The organism is Flavobacterium reichenbachii, from assembly GCF_002217435.1.
Taxonomy (GTDB): Bacteria; Bacteroidota; Bacteroidia; order Flavobacteriales; family Flavobacteriaceae; genus Flavobacterium; species Flavobacterium reichenbachii.
The window spans coordinates 155,113-175,848 of the sequence record NZ_MUHF01000016.1 but is presented as its reverse complement, the minus strand read 5'-3'; the positions used below and the strand labels follow the sequence as shown (position 1 = coordinate 175,848).

Sequence of the window (20,736 nt, the reverse complement as noted above, 5' to 3'; positions counted from 1 at the left end):
TGTAAAATTTGTGGTAAAAAAGCTGTCCCCAAGACAGTCCTAATTTTTTTATGAAATTAAGTTTATGAAATTTCCAAAACAAAAAATATATAAAGCGCTAAAAATCCTTGCCGTGATCTTGGTTTTGCTTTTTATTGCACTTTACTATTTTCGAGATTCACTTTTAAAACAAGCTATTGCAAAAGTAACCCACAAAATGGCCGTTGATTATAACAGTGATTTTTCTGTAAAATCAGCTGCTTTTGAAGGTTTGTCCGGAATTAAACTAACAGATGTTATTCTGGTTCCAAAAAATGCAGACACACTTTGTCACATTCAAAAAATAGAAACCAGCATCAGTTTAAGTAATTTATTAATTGGCGATGTTCAGGTCGGAACACTAAAAGTCAATAATGGTTATATACAATTTGTAAAAAAAGGAAAAGTCCGCAATTTTGACGCTTTTTTAAAAAAAGACAGCATCAATACAGATAAAAACGAAAAAAGAAAATATGCTTCTTTTGCTTATAATATCATTTCAAAACTGCTGAATTTAGTTCCGACAGACATGAAGTTGGAAAATTTAAAATTCAAAATAGATGATAACGGCAAAAAAGCCTCTGTTGCGGTCAGCAAGCTTACTTTAAGCAACAAACAGCTCGAAACAAGCCTTCATGTACAAAGCAAGAATTTTGACCAGCGATGGAATCTTAAAGGCTTTGCAGATCCCAGAAATAAAAAAGCAGACATTCGATTCTTTAATCTCGATACCGGAGCAATTCGTGTTCCTTATCTTGATGAGCGCTACAACTTAAAAGCCAGTTTCGATTCCATTCGATTAAATGTCGAAAACATAGAAAAAGACGGAAGCGAACTCCATATTAACGGCTACACTTCGATTTCTAATCTAAAAATCAATCATTCCAGAATTGCCAGTAAAGACGTAGTCATCAAAAATGCACGTTTTGATTATCGTTTTTTATTAGGAGACGATTTTATTTCTATTGACAGCACATCTTCCATGCAATTGAATAAAATAAAAGTACGTCCGTATGTTTCTTATAATACAGAAAAAGATACCGTTTATACTTTAAAAGTTGATATTCCGAAAATGAAAGCGCAGGATTTTATTGTTTCGCTTCCAGACGGTTTATTTACACATTTTCAGGGAATGGAAGCCACCGGAAATTTTGATTATAAACTCGATTTCAAGTTCAATAAAAATAAACCAAATACGATAGTTTTTGACAGTAAACTAAATAAAGAAAATTTAAGAATTACGAAATACGGCGAAGCAGATCTAAACAAATTGAATGGCGAATTTGTATATCGTGCTATTATACAAAATGTGTTGCAGCGCCCAGTTTTGGTTGGAAATTCAAATCCAAATTATACGCCTTTAGATCAAATTTCTCCTTATTTAAGAAAATGCGTATTGACAACCGAAGATCCTTCTTTCTTTTCGCACCGCGGTTTTATCAACGAAGCTTTCAAGCAATCCATTTTAAAGAACATTAGAACCAAAAAATTCTCACGCGGCGCCAGCACAATCAGCATGCAGCTAATTAAAAATGTATTCCTGACTCGCGAAAAGACGCTTTCGCGAAAGCTCGAAGAAATCCTTTTAGTTTATATTCTGGAAAACAACCGCATTGTAAGCAAAGAAAGAATGCTTGAAGTGTATTTTAACATTATTGAATGGGGTCCAAATGTATACGGAATTGGCGAAGCAAGTCATTTTTACTTCCAAAAAAGTCCGTCTGCGCTAAATGTCGACGAATGTTTGTATTTGGCAACTATTATTCCGAAACCTCGAAAATTCATGTACCAGTTTAACGACGAAGGGAATCTGAAAGATTATGCAGTGAAAAATCAAAAATTTCTAAAGAATTTAATGTTCCGCCGAGGTTTATTAATTCCGGAAGATACTCTAGGACAATTACCCGTATATATTTCTGGAAATGCCCGTTCTTTAATCCGAATTAAAGCTCCAGATTCTACAGCTGTAAAAAATGATTCTTTGTCTATAGAAGAGGAATTTGATTTGTAGGTTAACCGCAAAGTTTGCAAAGTTTTACGCAAGGCACGCAGAGTTTTGTAAATTTTGAGGAACGAGAAATTACACTAGATGATCGACAAAGATTGTCAATTTTCTTTGAGAAATTTCTTGTGTGATTTCTCCTTGCGTCGAAATGAAATATTGCGATAAAACTTTGCGTACCTTGCGTAAAACTTTGCGAACTTTGCGGTTAGAAAACTATTTAAAATTCCTCAAAAATTCTTCTTTGTAAGTCGGAGAAACTTCAATTTCTGCGCCGTCATTTAATGTTATAATGCCGCCTTTATTATACGCTTTCACACAATTTATATTGATAATATGCGATTTGTGAACTCTTATAAAAGGCAAAGGTAAAATCTCTGAAAAGTGTTTTAAAAACCTGCAGACCATTTTTTTTGTTCCGTTATTCAAGTACAAATCCGTAAAATTTCCGTTGCCGCGCAGGCGGACGATCTCTTCCATTTTCACCACTTCAAAACCTTCAAGCGTAGGCAGAATTACTTGCTGTTTCTCTGGTTTTGATTCATGAAAATTCTCAACAATAATTTTATTTCGGTTAAAGAGTTCATGATTCATAATCTGATGCTGCACTTTATTAACCGCAACGATCAATTCTTCAATACTAATCGGTTTCAGCAGATAATATGCCGCACTTTGATTTAAAGCTTTCAGCGAATATTCAGAAAAAGCGGTGACAAATATGGTTTCAAAATGAAGGTCTTTGCAGGCTTCAAGAACATCAAAAGCGTTTCCGAAAGGCATTTCAACATCCAAAAAAACCAATTGCGGTTGTAATTCATGCAGTAACGGAACAGCTTCTTTTATATTCTGTGCTTCGCCGATAACCTCAACCTGCGGACAATATTTACTCAAATAATTCTTGAGCACTTCGCGCGCTGCCAATTCATCTTCTACAATTACACTTTTTATCTTCTGAAAAGTCATCATATTTTGTCAATTAATGGAAAAACAATTTCAACAATTGTTCCTTGCTCCTCACCTGTTTTTTCTAAAATCTGAAATGAAATATTCTTTTTATATAATTCGTTCAAAAGATCAATACGTTCTTTTGTATTGTTTAAACCACGTGATTCGTAAATTTTCTGATTCGTTGTTTTGAGTTCACGGCTTTTGGTCAACCCAATTCCGTTATCTTCAATAGTCACAATAATTTTTCCGTTTTTCAAATCAAATCTTAAGGACAGAAACCCTTTTTGATCTAAATACCTTAATCCGTGCCAAATGGCATTTTCTAAATGCGGCTGCATGATCATATTCGGAACAAAAACTCTTTCAGCATCCAGAGTTTCATCGACAAAAATTTCAAAATCAAATTTATCCTGAAAACGCAGATGTTCGAGATCCAGATATTTCTTCAATTGTTCGACTTCCTTATCCAAAGAAATAAAATCTTTATTCGAATTTTCCATCATATTTCGCATCAGATTCGAATACGAAGTCAGGTATTTATTGGCTTCCAGTTCTTTATTTTCAGAAATAAACTGGTTGACACTATTCAAGCTGTTAAAAATAAAATGCGGATTCATTTCGCGCCGCAGTGATTGAAGCGCAATTTCTTTATTTTTGATTTTAATGGAATATAAGGCCTTCACAATAAATAAAAACAAAAGCAGTAATAAAACTACTGAACCGATTAGAAAATAATTGAAGGTATTTTTCTTTGAAATCAATTCGTCTTTTAAGTCTTTTTCCTTTTCCAGCTGCCGAATTTTATCTTCGGTAATTTGAAACGTTTTGGCATCGATCAAAGTAGTATCCGAATGAATCAGCTTTTCGAAGTTTTCAAAAAACTGCTCATACAGCGCCATACTTTCCTTATTCTGGCCTTTGGTTTTATAATACTGAATCAGAGAGGACAGGCTTTTTTTGGCTTCTGCCGAATTTCCTTTTTGAAACGATATATCATAAGCTTCTTTTAGTGATGAAATGGCTTTTTCGGGTTCTTTTTTCTCAAAATAAAGCGACGAAAGAGATTGCAGTTGTTTTATCTCGGCAGTGTAATCTTTGTTTTGTCTGGCATCACTCAGTAATTTTTCGTTAATAGCAAGAGCTTTATCAAACTGATTGTCTTCTACATAAACCTTGGCGATTTCATTTTTAATTTTTATGACATCTTCTGGTTTGTCTTTGGCATAGACCAATGCTTTTTTATAACTTTCGATTGCAACCTTTTTGTCTTTCAGATCTAATGAATTTTGCGCTTTCTGCACATAAGCCTCAGAAACTTCTTGAGATTTCTTTTCTTTTTTGAGCAATTCGATATTAGAATCTACATAATCCTTTTGACTTGCAGGATTTGCTGCGTTTTTAAGTCGGTTTGCATCGTTTAGATTTATCTTTTCTTCAGAAACATCTTTTGCTAAAGATCCTGCAACTTCATAATTTTTAATCGCCGAATCAAAGTTTTTCTGGTTTTCCTGCGCTTTGGCGAGACTTCTTGTAACGCGGGTTTTGTCGTCTGTGAGTTTTAATTTGGTATAACTGTTTAATGCTCTTTTAAAATATTCTTCGGCTTTGGAATTATCGCCGTTGTTTAAAAATTCATTGGCTAACTTTTCATAATTCTGAGCAATTTTTGCTTCGTCATTTTCATCAAGAGAATTAGATAACTCTTCGGCTGCTTTGGTGATTTTTACCTTCTTGCTTTTTTCATTTTTAAACACAGGAGATGCCTGCGCTATTACTCTGTGAGGAAATAACAGCACTAAACAAAGCAGACTAAAACTAATTATAAATTGACGTTTCACAAATAAGTTATTTTGATGGTGTAAAGTAACCTAATTTCAAATTCCTATCCTATATTTTTCACCAAGTCAAAAGACCTGTTGACCCATTCTTCCAAAAATACGTTTTTTCGATCAATACATTTGATGACTAATTCTAAAAAACCATTATCATGAAAAAACTATTCTTTACCTTTTTGACCTTATTGTTTTCTTCATTTATAATAGGACAAGCCTCGGGAAATGTCAATTATAACAATCAGCAGCATTATTCGAATAAAAGTATAAACATCGATTTTCCACAAAATACTGATATCGTTGTAAGTGTAAAAGCCCTGGCAAATGTAAAAGCCGATGTTTACACCGCCATTTTCAGTATTACTCAAACTGGTAAAACAGCCAAGGAAGTAAATGAATTAATTGACCAGAGAATTACGCAGTCGCTCAACGAAATTAAGCTTAAAAAAGAGGTTGAGACTTTTGTCGACATGATTTCATTTGTTCCGGTTTACGAATATGAAACAGAGAAAAAAGTCTTTAATCGCAAAACGTATAATGAAGTGCCTGCCGGATTTGAGGTAAAGAAAAACATACATATAAAATACTCAGATCCAAATCAGCTGAATGAGTTTATTTCGATTTTATCCAATAATGAAATCTTTGATTTGATACGAGTTGATTATTTCTCAAATACAATCGAATCGATTAAGAAAGAAATGATGAACAAAGCCAAACTTTTAATTCAGGAAAAAATAAAAAACTACGAAACACTGCTTGGAGAAACATTTACAAATGCTGAAAAAAGAATTGTCGATGATTACATTGTAAACTTTCCTATAGAAATGTATAAATCGTATGAGGCTTACAATAGTTCTTCTTTAAACTTAAAAAAAGCTGCAAACATTAATCAGGTTAACAAATCTGTAACACTTTATTATGAGCCGATCTTAAATAAAGAGTTTGATTTTGTTATTAATCCCACTGTTTTAGAGCCCGTTATTCAAATACAATACGAAGTTAAGATAGCGATTAACAGAGAAAAGAAACCATTTTCTAAAACTGATAAAGAATTTATTCTGGTTACTCCAAATGGTAATTTAAAAACGTTGAATCTGAATACAGCCAGACAAAATTAATCCGGCAGCACTATTTCACCAAGTCAAAATACCGTTTCACCATTTCTTCAAAAATCGCGGATCTTAAGTTTTTAAGTTTGATCTGTAATCACCAATTAAAACTTAAAAATATGAAATCAAACCTTTTTATCACGGCACTTTTTTCTGCTGCAATTGCTTTAGCAGGCTGTAATTCATCTAATGCAAAGCCGAAAGCTAAAATTCAAACAGAAAAACCAGCAGAAAATACTAAAATACAAGTGGCACTTTTGCTGGACACTTCGAGCAGTATGGATGGATTGATCGATCAGGCAAAATCGAGATTATGGAATATCGTAAACACTTTGACCACTTTAAAATACGATGGAAAAACACCGGATATCGAAATTGCTTTGTATGAATATGGCAATGACGGCTTATCGCAGAAATCAAATTACATCAGACAAATAACACCGCTTTCGACTGATTTAGATTTGATTTCGGAAAAACTCTTTGCGCTAAAAACAAACGGCGGCAACGAATATTGCGGCGCGGTAATTCAGGATGCGACAAAACAGTTAAAATGGGCAACAGAAAACAATAACATGAAACTGATTTACATTGCCGGAAACGAAGAATTCAATCAAGGCGGCATTAGCTACAAAGAAGCGATCAGTAATGCTCTGAAAAATGATATTTATGTGAATACTATTTTTTGCGGCAACAAAAAGGAAGGCATCAGCACTTTATGGAAAGATGGTGCAGATTATGGCAAAGGTAAATATTTTAATATTGATGCAAATCAAGCTGTAGAATATATTGCAACGCCTTACGATGAGGAAATCTCTAAATGCGATGAAAAAATAAACAAAACGTATATTAATTACGGCGCAAAAGGAGCGACAAAAAAAATGAATCAGGTTACACAGGATCAAAATGCCAAAAAGGTTTCGGCAGCCAATTATACGGATCGCGCGGTGAGCAAATCGAAAGCGGTTTATAAAAACGAAAGCTGGGATTTGGTTGATAAGGTAAAAGAGGATGCGGGAGCGATTTCTAAACTAAAAAAAGAAGAACTGCCGGTAGAACTTCAGAATAAATCTACTGCAGAACTTGAACAAATAGTGACTGAAAAAAAGAAAGAACGAGAAACGATTCAGAAAGAAATTGGCGTGCTGGCAAAAAAACGTCAGGATTATATTAATACTGAATCTAAAAAAATCAAAAAACAGGATGATTTAGGCAACACCATCAATACCTCTATTGTGGCTTTTGCAAAAGTAAAAGGTTATACGGTTGAAAAATAACAGTCTGCTAAATCAATCTCTAAAACATGAAAAAAAGCATTTTCATCTTGCTGTTGACTGGCTTTTCCAGCGTGATTCTGGCGTGCAGAAATAACAACGAAAAGCCATCAAAAATTATAAATTCAAAACCGGTTTACTCTTATGAAGAGAAATTAAAAAGTGAAGTAACTGAAATCAGGAGTTTTTTGGGGAAAACTTCTAAATACAATTCAAATGTTGCTTTCTTTTTAGATATGAAAATGGAATCAGGAAGAAATCGGTTTTTTATTTACGATTTAAAGCACAACAAATTGCTGGGCAAAGGTTTGGTGGGTCATGGTTCGGGATCAGAAACAGGAATTGCAGGAAAACTGCAGTTCAGCAATACCAAGAATTCCAATTGCAGTTCGCTGGGAAAATATGCGATTGGCGGTTCTTATTCCGGAAGTTTTGGAAAAGCTTACAAACTTTACGGTCTTGATAAAACCAACAGCAATGCTTTTGACCGAAATGTTGTGCTTCATAAATATAAAGACGTTCCGTTTGAGGAACAATTCTACCCGATCTGCAACAGTCTGGGATGTCCGATGGTGAATGAAAAATTTTTTAGCGTATTGGAAAAAACGATCGATACTTCTAAAAAGAAAATCATTTTAGTAATTTATTATTAAGTTAAACCAACCTTTATGCAATTTTTGTTATCTATACTTTTATAATAACACTTTAAATTATACTCTGATGATTAAAAAACAAGCCACAGCACTTTTACTATTAATGGCCGCTTTTGCCTTTGCGCAAAAACCCATTTTTACAACAGCCAAAGTAAAAGCCGCAACCGTATATTTTAATGCTGCCGAATTGTCTCAAACTGCAAGTGCTTCACTTCCGGCTGGCGCGAGCGAGATTGTGATTAAAAATGTGGCGGTAAATTTAAACGAAAGTTCCATTCAGATTGGTGCACCTGCCAGCGTAACGGTTCTCTCAGTTCAGTTTACGAATAATTATATTTCTGAATATGAAGTTGATACTAAATCTCCTGCGCTGAAAATAGTGCGAGACAGTATTATTTTGGTTCAGAAGGAGATTCAGAAAGTGAATAATACGATTAATTCGGAAAATAAAACGATGCAGCTTTTAGATAAAAACCAACAGATTTCTGGCGTAAATTCTGGTTTGAATGTTGCCGAATTAATGAAAATGGTGGATTATTATAAAAACAAGCAGATTGAAATTGCCAATAACATCAATACGCTTGCAGAGAAACAGCAAAAGCTTAATGCAACGCTTCAAAAACTCAACAACAAACTAGAAGTAAATACCAATAAAGAAGAAAAAATGTCATCAGGAAAACTTGTACTTCAAGTGATGAATCAAACAGCAGGAATAATTCCGTTTGACATTTCTTATTTGACCGATAGTGCTACTTGGACCCCTTTTTACGATTTAAGAGCCGAAAGTGTTACATCACCAATTAATATGATGTACAAAGCACAAGTGGTTCAAAACACTGGAATCGACTGGAAAAAAGTAAAACTGACTTTATCAAGCGGGATTCCGAATCAAAACAATCAGGCACCAATTTTGAGCTCTTGGTTTCTGGCGAATCAGGTATATAATAATGACGCTGTAATTGTTACAGGATATGGGACAAGAAAAAAAATGAATCAATTGCAGGGAAGTGTATTTAAAGAAAAAGCAGATATGGAAATGGCGGCTCCGATAATGGCAGAATCATCCGTTTCTGATTACACTACAGTAGCAGAAAATCAGCTTAATATTTCTTTTGATATTGATATTCCGTATGATATTTTATCGAATGGAAAAGTGCACAGTGTTTCTTTAAAAGAAATTAAACTGCCTGCTTCGTATAAATTTTATGCTGCCCCGAAAGTTGAAAATGATGCTTTTCTTCTAGCAGAAATTGCAGATTACAGCAAATACAATTTACTGCGAGGCGAAGCCAATATTATTTTTGAAGGCATGTATGTTGGTAAAACGTTTATCGAACCCAACCAAACCGGAGATACTTTAAACCTGAGTATGGGACGAGACAAAAAAGTATCGATAAAACGCGAAAAAGTAGCTGATAAATCAGGAACTAAATTTTTATCTGCCAAAAAAGAACAGACCTTTACTTTTGATATTACGGTAAGAAACAACAAAAAAGAAACGATTGAATTATTGCTGAAAGACCAATATCCGCTCAGCACCAATAAAGAAATTGAAGTAGAATTACTGCAAAGTGACGGTGCAAAAGTAAATACCGAAACAGGAATTCTGACTTGGCAATTGCAGTTGAAACCAAATGAAAATAAGAAATTCAGAATCAGTTACAGAGTCAAATACCCAAAAGACCAGATTTTGAATTTGTAAATACTGTAAACAAAAAATCCCGATAACCTTTGAAGTTGTCGGGATTTTTTGTTTTATTAATGAATTATGCGAAACCTAACAGGGTTTTAAAACCTGTTAGGTTTGACTTCGCTCAACATTTTAAGGCGCCGGATCTGGAATAATTGCCTGAACTGCATTAATTTCAGTTATAATTTCTTTAGAAAGTTCAACATCAATAGTTGCAATGTTTTCTTTTAATTGCTCCATTGTAGTGGCTCCGATAATGGCGCTTGTTAAAAACGGCTGCTGTAACACAAATCCCATTGCTAATTCTGTCAAAGTTAAACCATGCTTTAGAGCAACTTCCTGATACAATCGGGATGCTTCTCTACTTTGCTGGCTGTTGTAACGTGTATATTGCGGAAAAAGATTAATTCTGGCATTTGGATACTTTTCTCCGGTCAAAAATTTACCTGTCAAAACTCCAAAAGCTAGTGGAGAATACGCTAATAAACCGATATTTTCATAGTTTGCAACTTCGGCAGCATTCACTTCAAAAAGTCGATTCAATAAATTATAAGGATTTTGAACGGTTTTGATTCTCGGCAGGTTGTGATATTTGCTCTCTTCCAAAAGGCGCATCATTCCCCATGAATTTTCATTTGAAACACCAACATGTTTTATTTTTCCTTCTTTGATTAATTCATCAAAAGTTTCAAGAATTTCTCTAAAATTATCTTCCCAAGCATCTTGAAAACCTGTAAAGGCACGCTGTCCAAAATTATTTGTTTTTCTTTCCGGCCAATGCATTTGATACAAATCGATATAATCGGTCTGAAGACGTTTTAAACTGTTTTCTACAGCATATTTAATACTTGCCGGAGAGAAATCAGGGTTTTCACGCATGTAAGTAAAATTCGGGTTTGGACCGGCAATTTTAGATGCTAAAACGACTTTGTCACGGTTTCCTGATTTCTTAAACCAAGTTCCTATAATTTTTTCTGTGCTTCCGTACGTCTCCTCACGCGCCGGAACAGAATACATTTCGGCAGTATCAAAAAAGTTTACACCTTGTTCCAGTGCGTAATCCATTTGGGCGTGTCCCTCGGCTTCTGTATTTTGCTGACCAAAAGTCATCGTTCCGAGATTGATTTTACTAACTTTTATATCGGTATTGGGTAAAGTTGTGTATTTCATTTTTTTTTAAGGTTCTGAGTCGCTGAGATGCTAAGGTTCTAAGTTTATTTTTTTGGACTATTAACCCCAAAGGTACAAAGGTAATTTCCATTTGGAAATTTGACAAAAGTTAAAAAGAAGATAATTATTCCAAATTTACATCATGACTAAATTTCTATAATTTGCCTCTCCTGCAAGGATTCCGAAACCTTGTAGGTATTCATTCAGTTTATTTATACCTACAAGGTCAAAAAGACCTTGCAGGAGCGCAATATCAATGAGAACTAAAATAGAAAAAAGGCTCAAAGTAAAACTTTGAGCCTTTTTTCTATTTTAAACTCTTAGGCGGATTCTGAAATGAACTAAAAATTCTAACTAATAATATTGAATTTTGCTGAATTTGATATAAAACCTTATAATTTCGAACTATAATTCTACGACAATCGAATCTATACTCATCAAACTGAAATTGCTCGGGAAAAACAATATTATCCAGACATTGATATAGTTCTTCTCTAATTTTTAGAGCTGTTTTTTTAGAGTATGTTTGTTTTAAATAAAAATATATTTCTTTTAGATCTAATTTTGCGCTCTCAGTCCAGAAAATTTCCAGTTTATTCATTATCCCATTCTTGCATTTCTTTCAACAAATCTTCTTTTGAGATTATTCGATTATACTTTATATCATCTAAACCCTCTTCAACTTTATTATGATATTCAAGTACTGTCAACGGATTCCCTAACGCATCATAGGAAACTACTTCATTTAGATAATTATCAAAAACTGAAGAAACAATTCTTAAAACTCTTTCATCTGCTAAATCCAATTGATTCCTTATTTTATCTTTTAATTCTGGAAGTCCCATAATTATAATTTTAGAATTCAAAGTTACAAAATAAAAAAGAATGAGACTTTCAAATTCAAATAATCAAAAAAGGCTCAAAGTAAAACTTTGAACCTTTTGATAAAAAACTTAGAACCTTAGCACCTCAGTCCCGAAGCTTCGGGATAGAACCTAGTTTATACTATTAAGCATTTCAGCGATTTCATCTAATCTTGGCGTTAAGATGATTTCGATTCTACGGTTTTTTGCTTTTCCTTCAGGAGTTGCGTTGCTTGCCAAAGGAGAAAATTCACTACGTCCTGCAGCTGTTAATTTCTGCTTATTGATTTTTGTGTTTTCACTCAAGATAGCTACAATTGCAGTTGCTCTCTTAGTAGATAAATCCCAGTTGTTTGCTATTGGACCTGTTCCTGCATATGGATCATCATCTGTATGCCCTTCAATAAGAACAGAAAGATCTGGATTATCTCCTAATACTTTTCCTAATTCAACTACTGCTCTTCTACCTTCTGTACCAACAGCCCAGCTTCCTGAGTTAAAAAGTAATTTATTCTCCATAGAAACATATACTTTACCGTTTTTCTGTTCAACAGTAAGACCTTTTCCTTCAAAACCATTTAAGGCTTTAGAAAGTGTTTCTTTCAGTTTTTTCATTGCTGCTTCTTTTGCCGCAATCATTGCTTCAAGTTCGTTAAGACGACTTGCCGTTTTATCTAAACGCGCTTGCTCTTCTGCCAATTTCTTAGACTTTGCTTCTAACTGCGCCAGCAATTCACGGTTTTTAGCCATATTACTTTCTAGTGCATCGTTGCTGTTCTTTTCCAGAGCATTGTACGAATCTTGTAATACTTTATATTTTCTTTGTTCTGCAGCTAAATCTGCTTTTTGTTTTGCCAGATCAGCTTTAGTATTATTTAAATCTTTTGTCAAAGCATCGCGGTCTAATTCAAGCTCGTTTTTAGATTTTTTCAAATCGGAGTTTTCATCAGCGATTGAGCGATTTTCTTTTTTTAGATCTGAATATTTTGTTTCCAGATCATTATAAATTTTCTTAGAAACACATGATGTTGCGGACAGGGCTAATACCAGCAATCCGATGGAGGCTTTTTTAATCATTTTACTTTGGTTTTTATTTTTGGGGCATATTAATAAATGGCAAAATCAAATTCGATTTTAGGAATGCTAATTTCTTAACAAGAACAATACCAAAATTATTCGATTTCGACTAAAACCGGACAATGATCAGAATGCACAGCATCCGGAAGGATCACAGCACGCTTTAATTTATGCTGCAAAGAATCGCTGACCAGATTGTAATCGATACGCCATCCTTTATTATTTCCTCGGGCTCCGGCACGGTAACTCCACCAGGAATAATGATGAGGATCTTTGTTAAAATGACGAAAACTATCAATAAATCCGGATTTCATAAAAGCATCCAGCCAGGCACGTTCTTGAGGTAAAAATCCAGAAACGGTTTTATTGCGCACAGGATCATGAATATCTATAGCTTCGTGGCAGATATTATAATCGCCGCAGATTATTAAGTTCGGAATAGTGATTTTTAGCTCATTGATATACGTTTGAAAATCATCCATAAACATAAATTTATGATCCAATCGCTGTATGTTTGTTCCAGAAGGCAGGTATAAACTCATTACAGAACAATCATCAAAATCAACGCGAAGATTACGGCCTTCAAAATCCATATGCTGAATTCCAGTTCCATAAACCACATTATTGGGTTTTGTTTTAGATAAAACAGCCACACCGCTATATCCTTTTTTTGTTGCCGGATAATAATATTGATACGGATAGCCTGCCGCCGTAATAGCCTCTACAGGAATTTGTTCTTCTGTCGCTTTTATTTCCTGAAGGCAGATAACATCAGGATTCGCATGTTGCAGCCACTCGATAAAACCTTTAGTTATTGCAGCACGAATCCCGTTTACGTTATAAGAAATAATTTTCATTAGAGTTTTTTTTTAGGATTTCAAAAGTAATAAAAAAGTGGAAAGTTTGTGATTGAATCAACGAAAAGTAGAGTTTTTTGTTATCTTTGTTCGCTGTTCGAATAAATTAAAAGTACTACATGGGTTTAGTTACCGCGAAAGAAGTTGCAAAGGCAATAAATGTTGAAAAGTACGGAGTTCTCGGTACCTTTTCTGGCTGGATTCTTATGAAAGTTCTTAAGATCTCTACCCTTAATAAAATCTACGATCATAATAAACACTTAGAAGATGTTGCGTTCTTGAACGGAATTCTGGATGAGATGGAAATTAAATTCGAGATTCCCGAAGAAGACTTGAAGCGTCTGCCTAAAGACGGTGCTTATATTACTATTTCTAACCATCCGCTGGGTGGAATTGACGGTATTTTATTATTGAAATTGATGCTCGAAAGAGAGCCTAATTTTAAAATCATTGCTAATTTCTTACTGCACCGAATTGTACCTCTTAAAAAATACATCATGCCGGTTAATCCTTTTGAAAATCATAAGGACGCCAAATCAAGCGTGGTGGGAATTAAAGAAACTTTACGACACTTAAGCGACGGAAAACCTTTAGGAATTTTTCCTGCCGGGGAAGTTTCGACTTATAAAGACGGTAAATTAATGGTAGACAAACCATGGGAAGAAGGCGCTCTAAAATTGATTAGAAAAGCCAAAGTTCCTGTTGTTCCGATTTATTTTCATGCCAAAAACAGCAGATTATTTTACTGGCTTTCTAAAATAGATGACACTTTAAGAACAGCAAAACTTCCTTCTGAACTTTTAACGCAAAAAGATCGTGTAATCAAAGTGCGTATCGGAAAACCAATTTCTGTTAATGAACAAAATGAGATTGAATCTTTTGAAGAATACTCTGAATTCTTAAGAAAGAAAACTTATATGCTCGCAAATCCTTTTGAAAAGGACAGCAAACTATTAGATACAGCAAGTTTAAAAATACCTAAAGCACCTAAAAAAATCGTTACTCCTGCAAATGAGTCAGAAATGATCGACGAGGTGAATATGCTCAGAAATAGCGATTGCCGTTTATTGCAGAGTAAAAATTACGAAGTGTTTTTTGCAAGAGCGAAATCTATTCCGAATATCCTGCACGAAATTGGCCGTTTGCGCGAAATCACTTTCCGTGAAGTTGGTGAAGGAACCAACGAATCTATTGACTTAGATAAATTTGACCAATATTATCACCACATGTTTTTATGGGATGATGAAACCAAAAGAATTGCCGGTGCATACCGAATGGGATTAGGTTCTGAGATTTATCCTAAATACGGAATTGAGGGTTTTTACCTGAATGACTTATTTAGATTCGAACCTGAATTGCACGATATGATGCATAAATCGATCGAAATGGGTCGTGCTTTTATCATTCGTGAATATCAGCAAAAACCAATGCCTTTATTTTTATTGTGGAAAGGTATTATTCATACAACATTGCGTTATCCGGAACACAAGTATTTATTGGGCGGCGTAAGTATCAGTAATCAATTCTCTGACTTTTCGAAATCATTAATGATTGAGTTTATGAAGTCGAATTATTACGATCCCTATATTGCACAATATATTCACCCGAAAAAAGCGTATAAAGTAAAACTGAAAGATGCAGATAAAGACTTTATCTTCGACGAAGCCGAATCTGACTTAAATAAATTTGATAAAATTATTGATGAATTAGAGCCAGGAAACTTACGTCTGCCTGTTTTAATTAAAAAATACATCAAACAAAATGCACGTGTAGTAGCTTTTAACGTTGATCCATTGTTTAACAATGCTATAGACGGTTTAATGTACATCAGAATCGCTGATATTCCTGAGAGCACTATGAAACCTGTTATTGAAGAGTTTCAAATTGAATTGGAAAAGAAATTATCTGAGAAAGAAGATTAAGTTCTTATTATATAAAAACAAAAATGCCGTATCAATGATACGGCATTTTTGTTTTTAGAACCAAATTGACTGGTGAAGTATATCATCAAAAGAACTATTCCTTACAAATATTATCAGCCTTATAAAATGATAAACTCCCAAAAAAGCAGCTAAACCATAAGCAAGTTTTCTGTTGTATAGCAGTTTTGTAAAGTATTCTTTTTTAGTTATTAATTCTGTGATCAATACAACAATTGTTACCCAGCAGAATGCAATAACAAAAGGACCTAAAATATGATAACTTATAGATTTATAAAGATCTCCCTGATAAAAATAAACCAGAGACTTGGTAATCCCGCATCCCGGACACGGAAAACCTGTAACCATCTTGAAAGGACAAAAGGACTGGTCTGATTCTAAATGATCATTATGATTATCGAGCATTAAAAAAAACGGAATTATCAGCGTTATCAACGCACCGATAATTCCGTAAATTTTACGTTTTGTTCTGGTATTAATTATATAATCTGTTGATATCACCTTGTACAATCATTGCTGCGGCAATAGGAAAAAAGAATCCTAATACAATTAATAAAGTAGATTGGTCTTTTTGAAGTTCACCAGTTCTTTTATAAACTTCTGGCAACGCTTCTTTTCCTGCTAAATAGTAGAAATAAATATTAACCGGCATACAACAACCTGCAAAAATTGCGATAGGCTGCGAAATAACTTCTCTTTTAGTTACCGCGTTAAAAACCTCAGCTACTTTAATATTCCAATAAATTAAATACAATCCACAAGTTAAAAATCCGAAAAGTAAAACCATAATTGGATCTACCTTAAATACCGGGATTGGCTCATTAAAATTATTCGACGTTTGTTCTAATTCCATTTTTCTTATTGAATTTGTTAATTCCTACTCTTAGGATTTTCGGTTCCTCCAATTTTTAAAAGATGTTATTTAAAAATACTCTTAATAATCAAAGACAATATTATTAAAAATTAACAAATAATGCTAATAATATTTAAGAGTTTTTCATAAGCAAAAACCTACTTTTTTTGTAAGTTGCTAAATACTGCTAACATAGTCCTTTTAAAAAATGTAAGATTACGACAAATAGAATCTGTAGAAGTGCACTATAAGTCATTATTTTATTATAAAAAGGTTTTAAAAAGAAAAAAAAACCATCCGTCAGAGCGAATGGATTTTTATATTCTAACTTTTTTAAATAAACTAATATGAATTCTTCAAAGATCCTGAAGTCCTTCGGCTTTAAAGAAAACTTATTTAGAATAAACTGCCTTAATTTTGTCTACAATTACCTGTGCGAGGCGTTCATGACTTTCAAATGTCCAGCCGGCAATATGAGGAGTTAATAAAACGTTTTTGGCCTCAAGAAGGTATTGAAAGGCTTCTGGAGTATTTTTATCTTGAAATAATGTTTCAAAAGATAACTTCTCATATTCCAAAACATCCAAACCTGCTCCTAAAACCTTTTTATTCTTCATTGCATCAACTAAATCTGCCGTGACGATATTTTTACCGCGAGAAGTATTTATGATCCAAAATGGCTTTTTAAATGCGTTTATAAATTCAGCATTTACCATTTTATCTGTTTCGGGCGTCCATGGAAGATGCAAACTCAAAACATCTACTTTTTCTTGTAATTCCTGAAGCGAAACTTGCTGTGCGTTTTCATCACCCACATTTTCTAGAATATCATAACATAAAACTGTAGTGTCAAAACCACGAAGTTTTTTGGCAAAAGCTTTTCCCATATTTCCATAACCAATAATTCCAACTGTTTTCAAATCCAGTTCATGACCGCGATTGCTTTCACGATTCCATTGTCCGGATTTAATTTCAACATCAGCCTGATTCAGATTATTAAAAAGGGACAAAATCATACCCAAAGAGTGTTCTGCAACAGCGTTGCGATTACCTTCTGGAGCAGCAATAAGATGAATGTTTTTTGTCTCGGCATAGTCGCAGTCTATACTTTCTAAACCCGCGCCAACTCTGGCAATAAACTGTAAATTGACTGCTTTATCTAAAAATGTTTTATCAATTTTAAATCGGCTTCGAATTACAATTCCGTTGTATTCTTGAATCTTATTTTCTATTTCTTCTTTAGAAGATTTAAAATCTGCGTGATTTTCAAAACCTGCTTCTTCTAATTGTTTCCACAGTATTGGATTATTGCTGTCGATATGTAAAATTTTTATGCTCATTGTATTTGTATATTATAATTTTCAATCAAAATTAATAATTTTAGAAACCGCTGCTTTATAGATTTTTAAAATTATCATTTTTTATATTGTTCCCTTTTTACTCTAAAGAGTACATAATTGAACGGAATTCATATAGATATTCCCATTCATTATTTACAAAATTGGCGTTATAAGGCACAAAAGCTGTAAGTAATTTTCCGTTTGTTTCTTTCATTTCAAAACCATTTAATTCATCATATTCAGGCGTTTGAAATTGACGTGTTAAACGACCTTCTTTATTAATGACAAAAATGGCCATACTGCTCTTTTCTTTTTGGCCGGATTTGCTGGTTAGATACAAAGAAAACACAAAATCTCCATTAGTAAGTTTTAATGCTTGAGAGCTGTAAATAGACACTTCGCAATTATCAGGAAATACAAAACTTATTTGCCATAAAGCGGTACTGTCTGACTTTGTTTTTTCAAAAACTACTTTATTAGAAAACATTCCTTTTTGTTTTAAATTATATAAGGTTTTTTCCTTTTCGTCTGAATAAAAAGTCTTTTTTGCCCAAGTTTCTTCTTTCTTTACTTCTTTTACAGGTTCTTGAGCTTCAATTTCAGCATTATTCGAATCATCTTCTTCATCTTCATCGCTTGTATCTGGTGCAGACGGACCGCGATAAACGGATTCGTAAGGCTCTTTGTCTGATTTATCATTAAGCAGCTTTAAATTTTCATTAATTGCAAATCTTTTATGGGTCGAATAATACGTACCATCTGCATCAGAATCTTCTCTTCCCTCTATATAAAAATTCGCATCTGCGTTTAAAGCTATAGTTTCAATTTTAGTCGCTGGATAATCTTTAAAAGAATTGATATGGAGTAAATTCATATTGAGGTCAGAAATTGCAATAAAAGGAACATCGTTCAAGCCCGGCTCACCCGTCATACCATATAAAAGAATTTTATTTTTTAAATATTTTATAGAAAAATCGGCAGATACAATATACGACAATCCTTTTTCCTGAAAAGATTTGAATAATAATGTTTCCATCGATTTACTTTCAGTTTTATAACCTTTATAAGTATTATTGAACTTTATTTTATCAATATAATATTCTTTAAGCCTGCTGCGCAATTTTCCTTCGTCGGTATCCTCATTAGATTCTTTTAAGGATCTTACTTGTCTTTTTATATAAATAGTAAATCCTCCATCTCTCTCAACTGTTACCAAGGTGTTGTACAAATTATATTTTGATTTTGAATCAATTGCTAATTTCTGTTTTGCAGCTTCTTTTCCATTTTTGTCTACTACTAAAACGAAAACGGTCGAATTATGATTTTTATCTTCGTCTTCAATCAAGTACATAAAATTTCCATTTGCCAGTTCCTGAACATTATATAGAGCAGCTTTATTCAAATTCCATTTATAATCCCAAATTTGCGACGAATTATATTTTGAAGAAAATTTGATAACTGATTTTACTTCAAGGTTCTCACTTCCGTTTTGCTTTTCGTCTGTTTGATATGTTTTATCGATAGAAGTTAAAGCCTGCTCACTTGAGTTGACCTCTCCGGTATTTTGAGCATTTTCTTTTTTGCAGGATAACATAATTAAAATAACAGATAGAAATAAGATTCTAAACAGGATAACTTTCTTCATTTTTAGTTTTTTATCTAATGGCGGTTTGTAACAAACATTTTAGCAATGTCGTCGAACAAAAATAAAGTTAATTTTAAGTTTTTTCCTAATACTGATAGTCAAATATTATGAAGTTATAAAATGATATTAAACTGGCTTTGGAGCTATTCAGAATCAAAAATATAACAACAAAAACTTAACTCTTTCTAATTTTTACCCAAATTGACACTCACAAACTGGTCAAAATTTTTTATTGCTAAGATTTTATTTAACTTTGAGTAATCAGGAATTATCAGAATTTAATGACTTTTCTTGCTTATAAATCAGAATAAATTCAAAATGAAGTTAACCAAAACATTTACAGCCTTTTTTGAAAACGAAAAATCAGGAGGACTCCTATTGCTTTTTGTTACTCTTATATCACTTTATCTTGCAAACTCTTCTTTTCAAAGCGATTATACTGCTTTTTGGGAAAAAGATTTGGGCGGACATTCTATTACACATTGGATTAATGATGGGTTGATGACCATTTTCTTTTTGCTGATTGGTTTAGAATTGGAGCGCGAAATTTATCATGGCGAACTTTCGAATATTAAAAATGCCTCTCTACCAATCATGGCGGCATTTGGCGGAATGCTGGTTCCTGCTGCAATGTTTCTGGCTTTAAATTTTGGAACATCCACTCAAAATGGAGCCGGAATACCAATGGCTACAGACATTGCTTTTGCAATCGGAATTTTATCTCTTTTGGGAAACAAAGTTCCTGCGTCTCTAAAAGTCTTCTTAACTGCTTTGGCCGTTATAGACGACTTAGGAGCAATTATTGTAATTGCAATTTTTTACACGAGCACAATTGCCTTTATAAATCTTGCAATTGCAATCGCAATTTGGGCATTTTTGTTTGTTTTAAATCGAATGAAAGTACACAACATATTTCCGTACTTAATTGGAGGTATTGTAATGTGGTATTTTATGCTTAACTCTGGAATTCACGCCACTATAACCGGAGTTATCCTGGCCTTTGTAATTCCGTTTGGAAATGGTGATGAAAACTCAATTTCGCATAAGATTGAGCATTTTTTACATAAACCTGTAGCTTTTGTAATTCTGCCTTTGTTTGCTATGGCAAATACATGCGTTGCAATAGATTCCGATTGGTATGTAGGCTTAAATCATCCTAATGCTTACGGCATTATCTTGGGGTTAGTAATCGGGAAACCTTTAGGAATCGTCTTGTTTTCTTCGATCGGAATAACGGCTGGATTATGTTCCCTGCCAAAAGACCTAAGATGGGCTCATATTCTAGGCGCAGGCATGCTGGGCGGAATCGGTTTTACAATGTCTATATTTATAACATTATTGGCTTTCAAAGATCCTTCGACTATTGTCTATTCTAAGATAGCAATTCTCGTTGCTTCTCTTCTTTCAGGAATCTTTGGTTTTTTCTATCTGAAATATACTTTAAGTCAAAAGAAAAAAACAATATAAT

The 20,736-nt window shown here is 33.6% G+C and carries 18 protein-coding genes; 7 read left to right on the top strand and 11 right to left on the bottom strand.

The genetic code is table 11. The features are described from left to right. The first annotated feature begins 64 nt into the window (after positions 1–64). Complete coding sequence (locus tag B0A68_RS13465) at positions 65–2,029, top strand: transglycosylase domain-containing protein (RefSeq protein ID WP_035687495.1); 1,965 nt, start codon at positions 65–67, stop codon at positions 2,027–2,029. 207 nt (positions 2,030–2,236) lie between these two features. Here the strand turns inward: B0A68_RS13465 and B0A68_RS13460 are convergent, their stop codons facing one another. Together B0A68_RS13460 and B0A68_RS13455 are read right to left on the bottom strand one after the other, a co-directional pair. Further along, complete coding sequence (locus B0A68_RS13460; RefSeq protein ID WP_035687493.1) at positions 2,237–2,986, bottom strand: LytR/AlgR family response regulator transcription factor; 750 nt, start codon at positions 2,984–2,986, stop codon at positions 2,237–2,239. Continuing rightward, complete coding sequence (locus B0A68_RS13455; protein WP_051892737.1) at positions 2,983–4,806, bottom strand: tetratricopeptide repeat-containing sensor histidine kinase; 1,824 nt, start codon at positions 4,804–4,806, stop codon at positions 2,983–2,985. Before B0A68_RS13455 ends, B0A68_RS13460 begins: the two co-directional genes overlap by 4 nt. 149 nt (positions 4,807–4,955) lie before the next feature. Between B0A68_RS13455 and B0A68_RS13450 the strand changes: the two genes are divergently transcribed. The 4 genes from B0A68_RS13450 (at position 4,956) to B0A68_RS13435 (ending at position 9,535) form a co-directional block, all read left to right on the top strand. Further along, on the top strand, positions 4,956–5,918 hold the full coding sequence (locus B0A68_RS13450) for an SIMPL domain-containing protein (RefSeq protein ID WP_035687490.1): 963 nt from the start codon (positions 4,956–4,958) through the stop codon (positions 5,916–5,918). Positions 5,919–6,028: 110 nt separating this feature from the next. After that, complete coding sequence (locus tag B0A68_RS13445; RefSeq protein WP_035687488.1) at positions 6,029–7,183, top strand: vWA domain-containing protein; 1,155 nt, start codon at positions 6,029–6,031, stop codon at positions 7,181–7,183. A gap of 26 nt (positions 7,184–7,209) precedes the next feature. After that, a complete protein-coding gene (locus B0A68_RS13440; RefSeq protein ID WP_035687486.1) occupies positions 7,210–7,833 on the top strand; it encodes a murein L,D-transpeptidase catalytic domain-containing protein in 624 nt (207 codons plus the stop codon). A 67-nt stretch (positions 7,834–7,900) separates the two neighbouring features. Continuing rightward, entirely contained in the window at positions 7,901–9,535 is a 1,635-nt protein-coding gene (locus B0A68_RS13435; protein WP_051892736.1) for a DUF4139 domain-containing protein, read from the top strand. A 120-nt stretch (positions 9,536–9,655) separates the two neighbouring features. Here the strand turns inward: B0A68_RS13435 and B0A68_RS13430 are convergent, their stop codons facing one another. The 5 genes from B0A68_RS13430 to B0A68_RS13410 form a co-directional block, all read right to left on the bottom strand. Then, positions 9,656–10,693, bottom strand: coding sequence for an aldo/keto reductase (locus B0A68_RS13430; protein WP_035687482.1), 1,038 nt, complete (start codon positions 10,691–10,693; stop codon positions 9,656–9,658). Between the two features lie 307 nt (positions 10,694–11,000). Then, positions 11,001–11,294, bottom strand: coding sequence for a type II toxin-antitoxin system RelE/ParE family toxin (locus tag B0A68_RS24855; protein WP_035687478.1), 294 nt, complete (start codon positions 11,292–11,294; stop codon positions 11,001–11,003). Then, on the bottom strand, positions 11,287–11,538 hold the full coding sequence (locus B0A68_RS13420; RefSeq protein WP_035687475.1) for a hypothetical protein: 252 nt from the start codon (positions 11,536–11,538) through the stop codon (positions 11,287–11,289). The genes B0A68_RS24855 and B0A68_RS13420 overlap by 8 nt, the downstream gene beginning before the upstream one ends. Before the next feature lie 150 nt (positions 11,539–11,688). After that, positions 11,689–12,633, bottom strand: coding sequence for an OmpA/MotB family protein (locus tag B0A68_RS13415; RefSeq protein ID WP_035687473.1), 945 nt, complete (start codon positions 12,631–12,633; stop codon positions 11,689–11,691). 95 nt (positions 12,634–12,728) lie between these two features. After that, complete coding sequence (locus B0A68_RS13410; RefSeq protein WP_035687470.1) at positions 12,729–13,490, bottom strand: exodeoxyribonuclease III; 762 nt, start codon at positions 13,488–13,490, stop codon at positions 12,729–12,731. A 119-nt stretch (positions 13,491–13,609) separates the two neighbouring features. Between B0A68_RS13410 and B0A68_RS13405 the strand changes: the two genes are divergently transcribed. Beyond that, the gene (locus B0A68_RS13405; RefSeq protein ID WP_035687468.1) at positions 13,610–15,412 is read left to right on the top strand and encodes a GNAT family N-acyltransferase; all 1,803 of its coding nucleotides are present in this window, start codon (positions 13,610–13,612) and stop codon (positions 15,410–15,412) included. A 54-nt stretch (positions 15,413–15,466) separates the two neighbouring features. Here B0A68_RS13405 and B0A68_RS13400 read toward each other — a convergent pair whose 3' ends face one another. The 4 genes from B0A68_RS13400 to B0A68_RS13385 all read right to left on the bottom strand — a co-directional run bounded on the left by B0A68_RS13400 (position 15,467) and on the right by B0A68_RS13385 (position 19,268). Next, positions 15,467–15,931 (bottom strand): DUF2752 domain-containing protein, encoded by a 465-nt coding sequence (locus B0A68_RS13400; RefSeq protein WP_035687466.1) that lies wholly within the window; start codon positions 15,929–15,931, stop codon positions 15,467–15,469. Further along, positions 15,906–16,283 carry a DUF4234 domain-containing protein gene (locus B0A68_RS13395; RefSeq protein ID WP_035687464.1) on the bottom strand — a complete coding sequence of 126 codons (378 nt, stop codon included), beginning with the start codon at positions 16,281–16,283 and terminating at the stop codon, positions 15,906–15,908. The genes B0A68_RS13400 and B0A68_RS13395 overlap by 26 nt, the downstream gene beginning before the upstream one ends. A gap of 392 nt (positions 16,284–16,675) precedes the next feature. Beyond that, positions 16,676–17,623, bottom strand: a complete 948-nt coding sequence (locus B0A68_RS13390) for a 2-hydroxyacid dehydrogenase (RefSeq protein ID WP_035687461.1) — start codon at positions 17,621–17,623, stop codon at positions 16,676–16,678. A gap of 97 nt (positions 17,624–17,720) precedes the next feature. Next, positions 17,721–19,268 carry a hypothetical protein gene (locus B0A68_RS13385; protein WP_123947512.1) on the bottom strand — a complete coding sequence of 516 codons (1,548 nt, stop codon included), beginning with the start codon at positions 19,266–19,268 and terminating at the stop codon, positions 17,721–17,723. 318 nt (positions 19,269–19,586) lie between these two features. Between B0A68_RS13385 and nhaA the strand changes: the two genes are divergently transcribed. Beyond that, entirely contained in the window at positions 19,587–20,735 is a 1,149-nt protein-coding gene (gene nhaA, locus B0A68_RS13380) for a Na+/H+ antiporter NhaA (RefSeq protein WP_035687455.1), read from the top strand. The last annotated feature ends 1 nt before the right edge of the window (position 20,736 follow it).

Bases quoted from the DNA above. Each gene is read 5' to 3' on its own strand.
- B0A68_RS13465 (WP_035687495.1), top strand. From the start codon at position 65: ATGAAATTTCCAAAACAAAAAATATATAAAGCGCTAAAAATCCTTGCC.
- B0A68_RS13460 (WP_035687493.1), bottom strand. From the start codon at position 2,986: ATGATGACTTTTCAGAAGATAAAAAGTGTAATTGTAGAAGATGAATTG.
- B0A68_RS13450 (WP_035687490.1), top strand. From the start codon at position 4,956: ATGAAAAAACTATTCTTTACCTTTTTGACCTTATTGTTTTCTTCATTT.
- B0A68_RS13445 (WP_035687488.1), top strand. From the start codon at position 6,029: ATGAAATCAAACCTTTTTATCACGGCACTTTTTTCTGCTGCAATTGCT.
- B0A68_RS13440 (WP_035687486.1), top strand. From the start codon at position 7,210: ATGAAAAAAAGCATTTTCATCTTGCTGTTGACTGGCTTTTCCAGCGTG.
- B0A68_RS13435 (WP_051892736.1), top strand. From the start codon at position 7,901: ATGATTAAAAAACAAGCCACAGCACTTTTACTATTAATGGCCGCTTTT.
- B0A68_RS13430 (WP_035687482.1), bottom strand. From the start codon at position 10,693: ATGAAATACACAACTTTACCCAATACCGATATAAAAGTTAGTAAAATC.
- B0A68_RS24855 (WP_035687478.1), bottom strand. From the start codon at position 11,294: ATGAATAAACTGGAAATTTTCTGGACTGAGAGCGCAAAATTAGATCTA.
- B0A68_RS13420 (WP_035687475.1), bottom strand. From the start codon at position 11,538: ATGGGACTTCCAGAATTAAAAGATAAAATAAGGAATCAATTGGATTTA.
- B0A68_RS13415 (WP_035687473.1), bottom strand. From the start codon at position 12,633: ATGATTAAAAAAGCCTCCATCGGATTGCTGGTATTAGCCCTGTCCGCA.
- B0A68_RS13410 (WP_035687470.1), bottom strand. From the start codon at position 13,490: ATGAAAATTATTTCTTATAACGTAAACGGGATTCGTGCTGCAATAACT.
- B0A68_RS13405 (WP_035687468.1), top strand. From the start codon at position 13,610: ATGGGTTTAGTTACCGCGAAAGAAGTTGCAAAGGCAATAAATGTTGAA.
- B0A68_RS13395 (WP_035687464.1), bottom strand. From the start codon at position 16,283: ATGGAATTAGAACAAACGTCGAATAATTTTAATGAGCCAATCCCGGTA.
- B0A68_RS13390 (WP_035687461.1), bottom strand. From the start codon at position 17,623: ATGAGCATAAAAATTTTACATATCGACAGCAATAATCCAATACTGTGG.
- B0A68_RS13385 (WP_123947512.1), bottom strand. From the start codon at position 19,268: ATGAAGAAAGTTATCCTGTTTAGAATCTTATTTCTATCTGTTATTTTA.
- nhaA (WP_035687455.1), top strand. From the start codon at position 19,587: ATGAAGTTAACCAAAACATTTACAGCCTTTTTTGAAAACGAAAAATCA.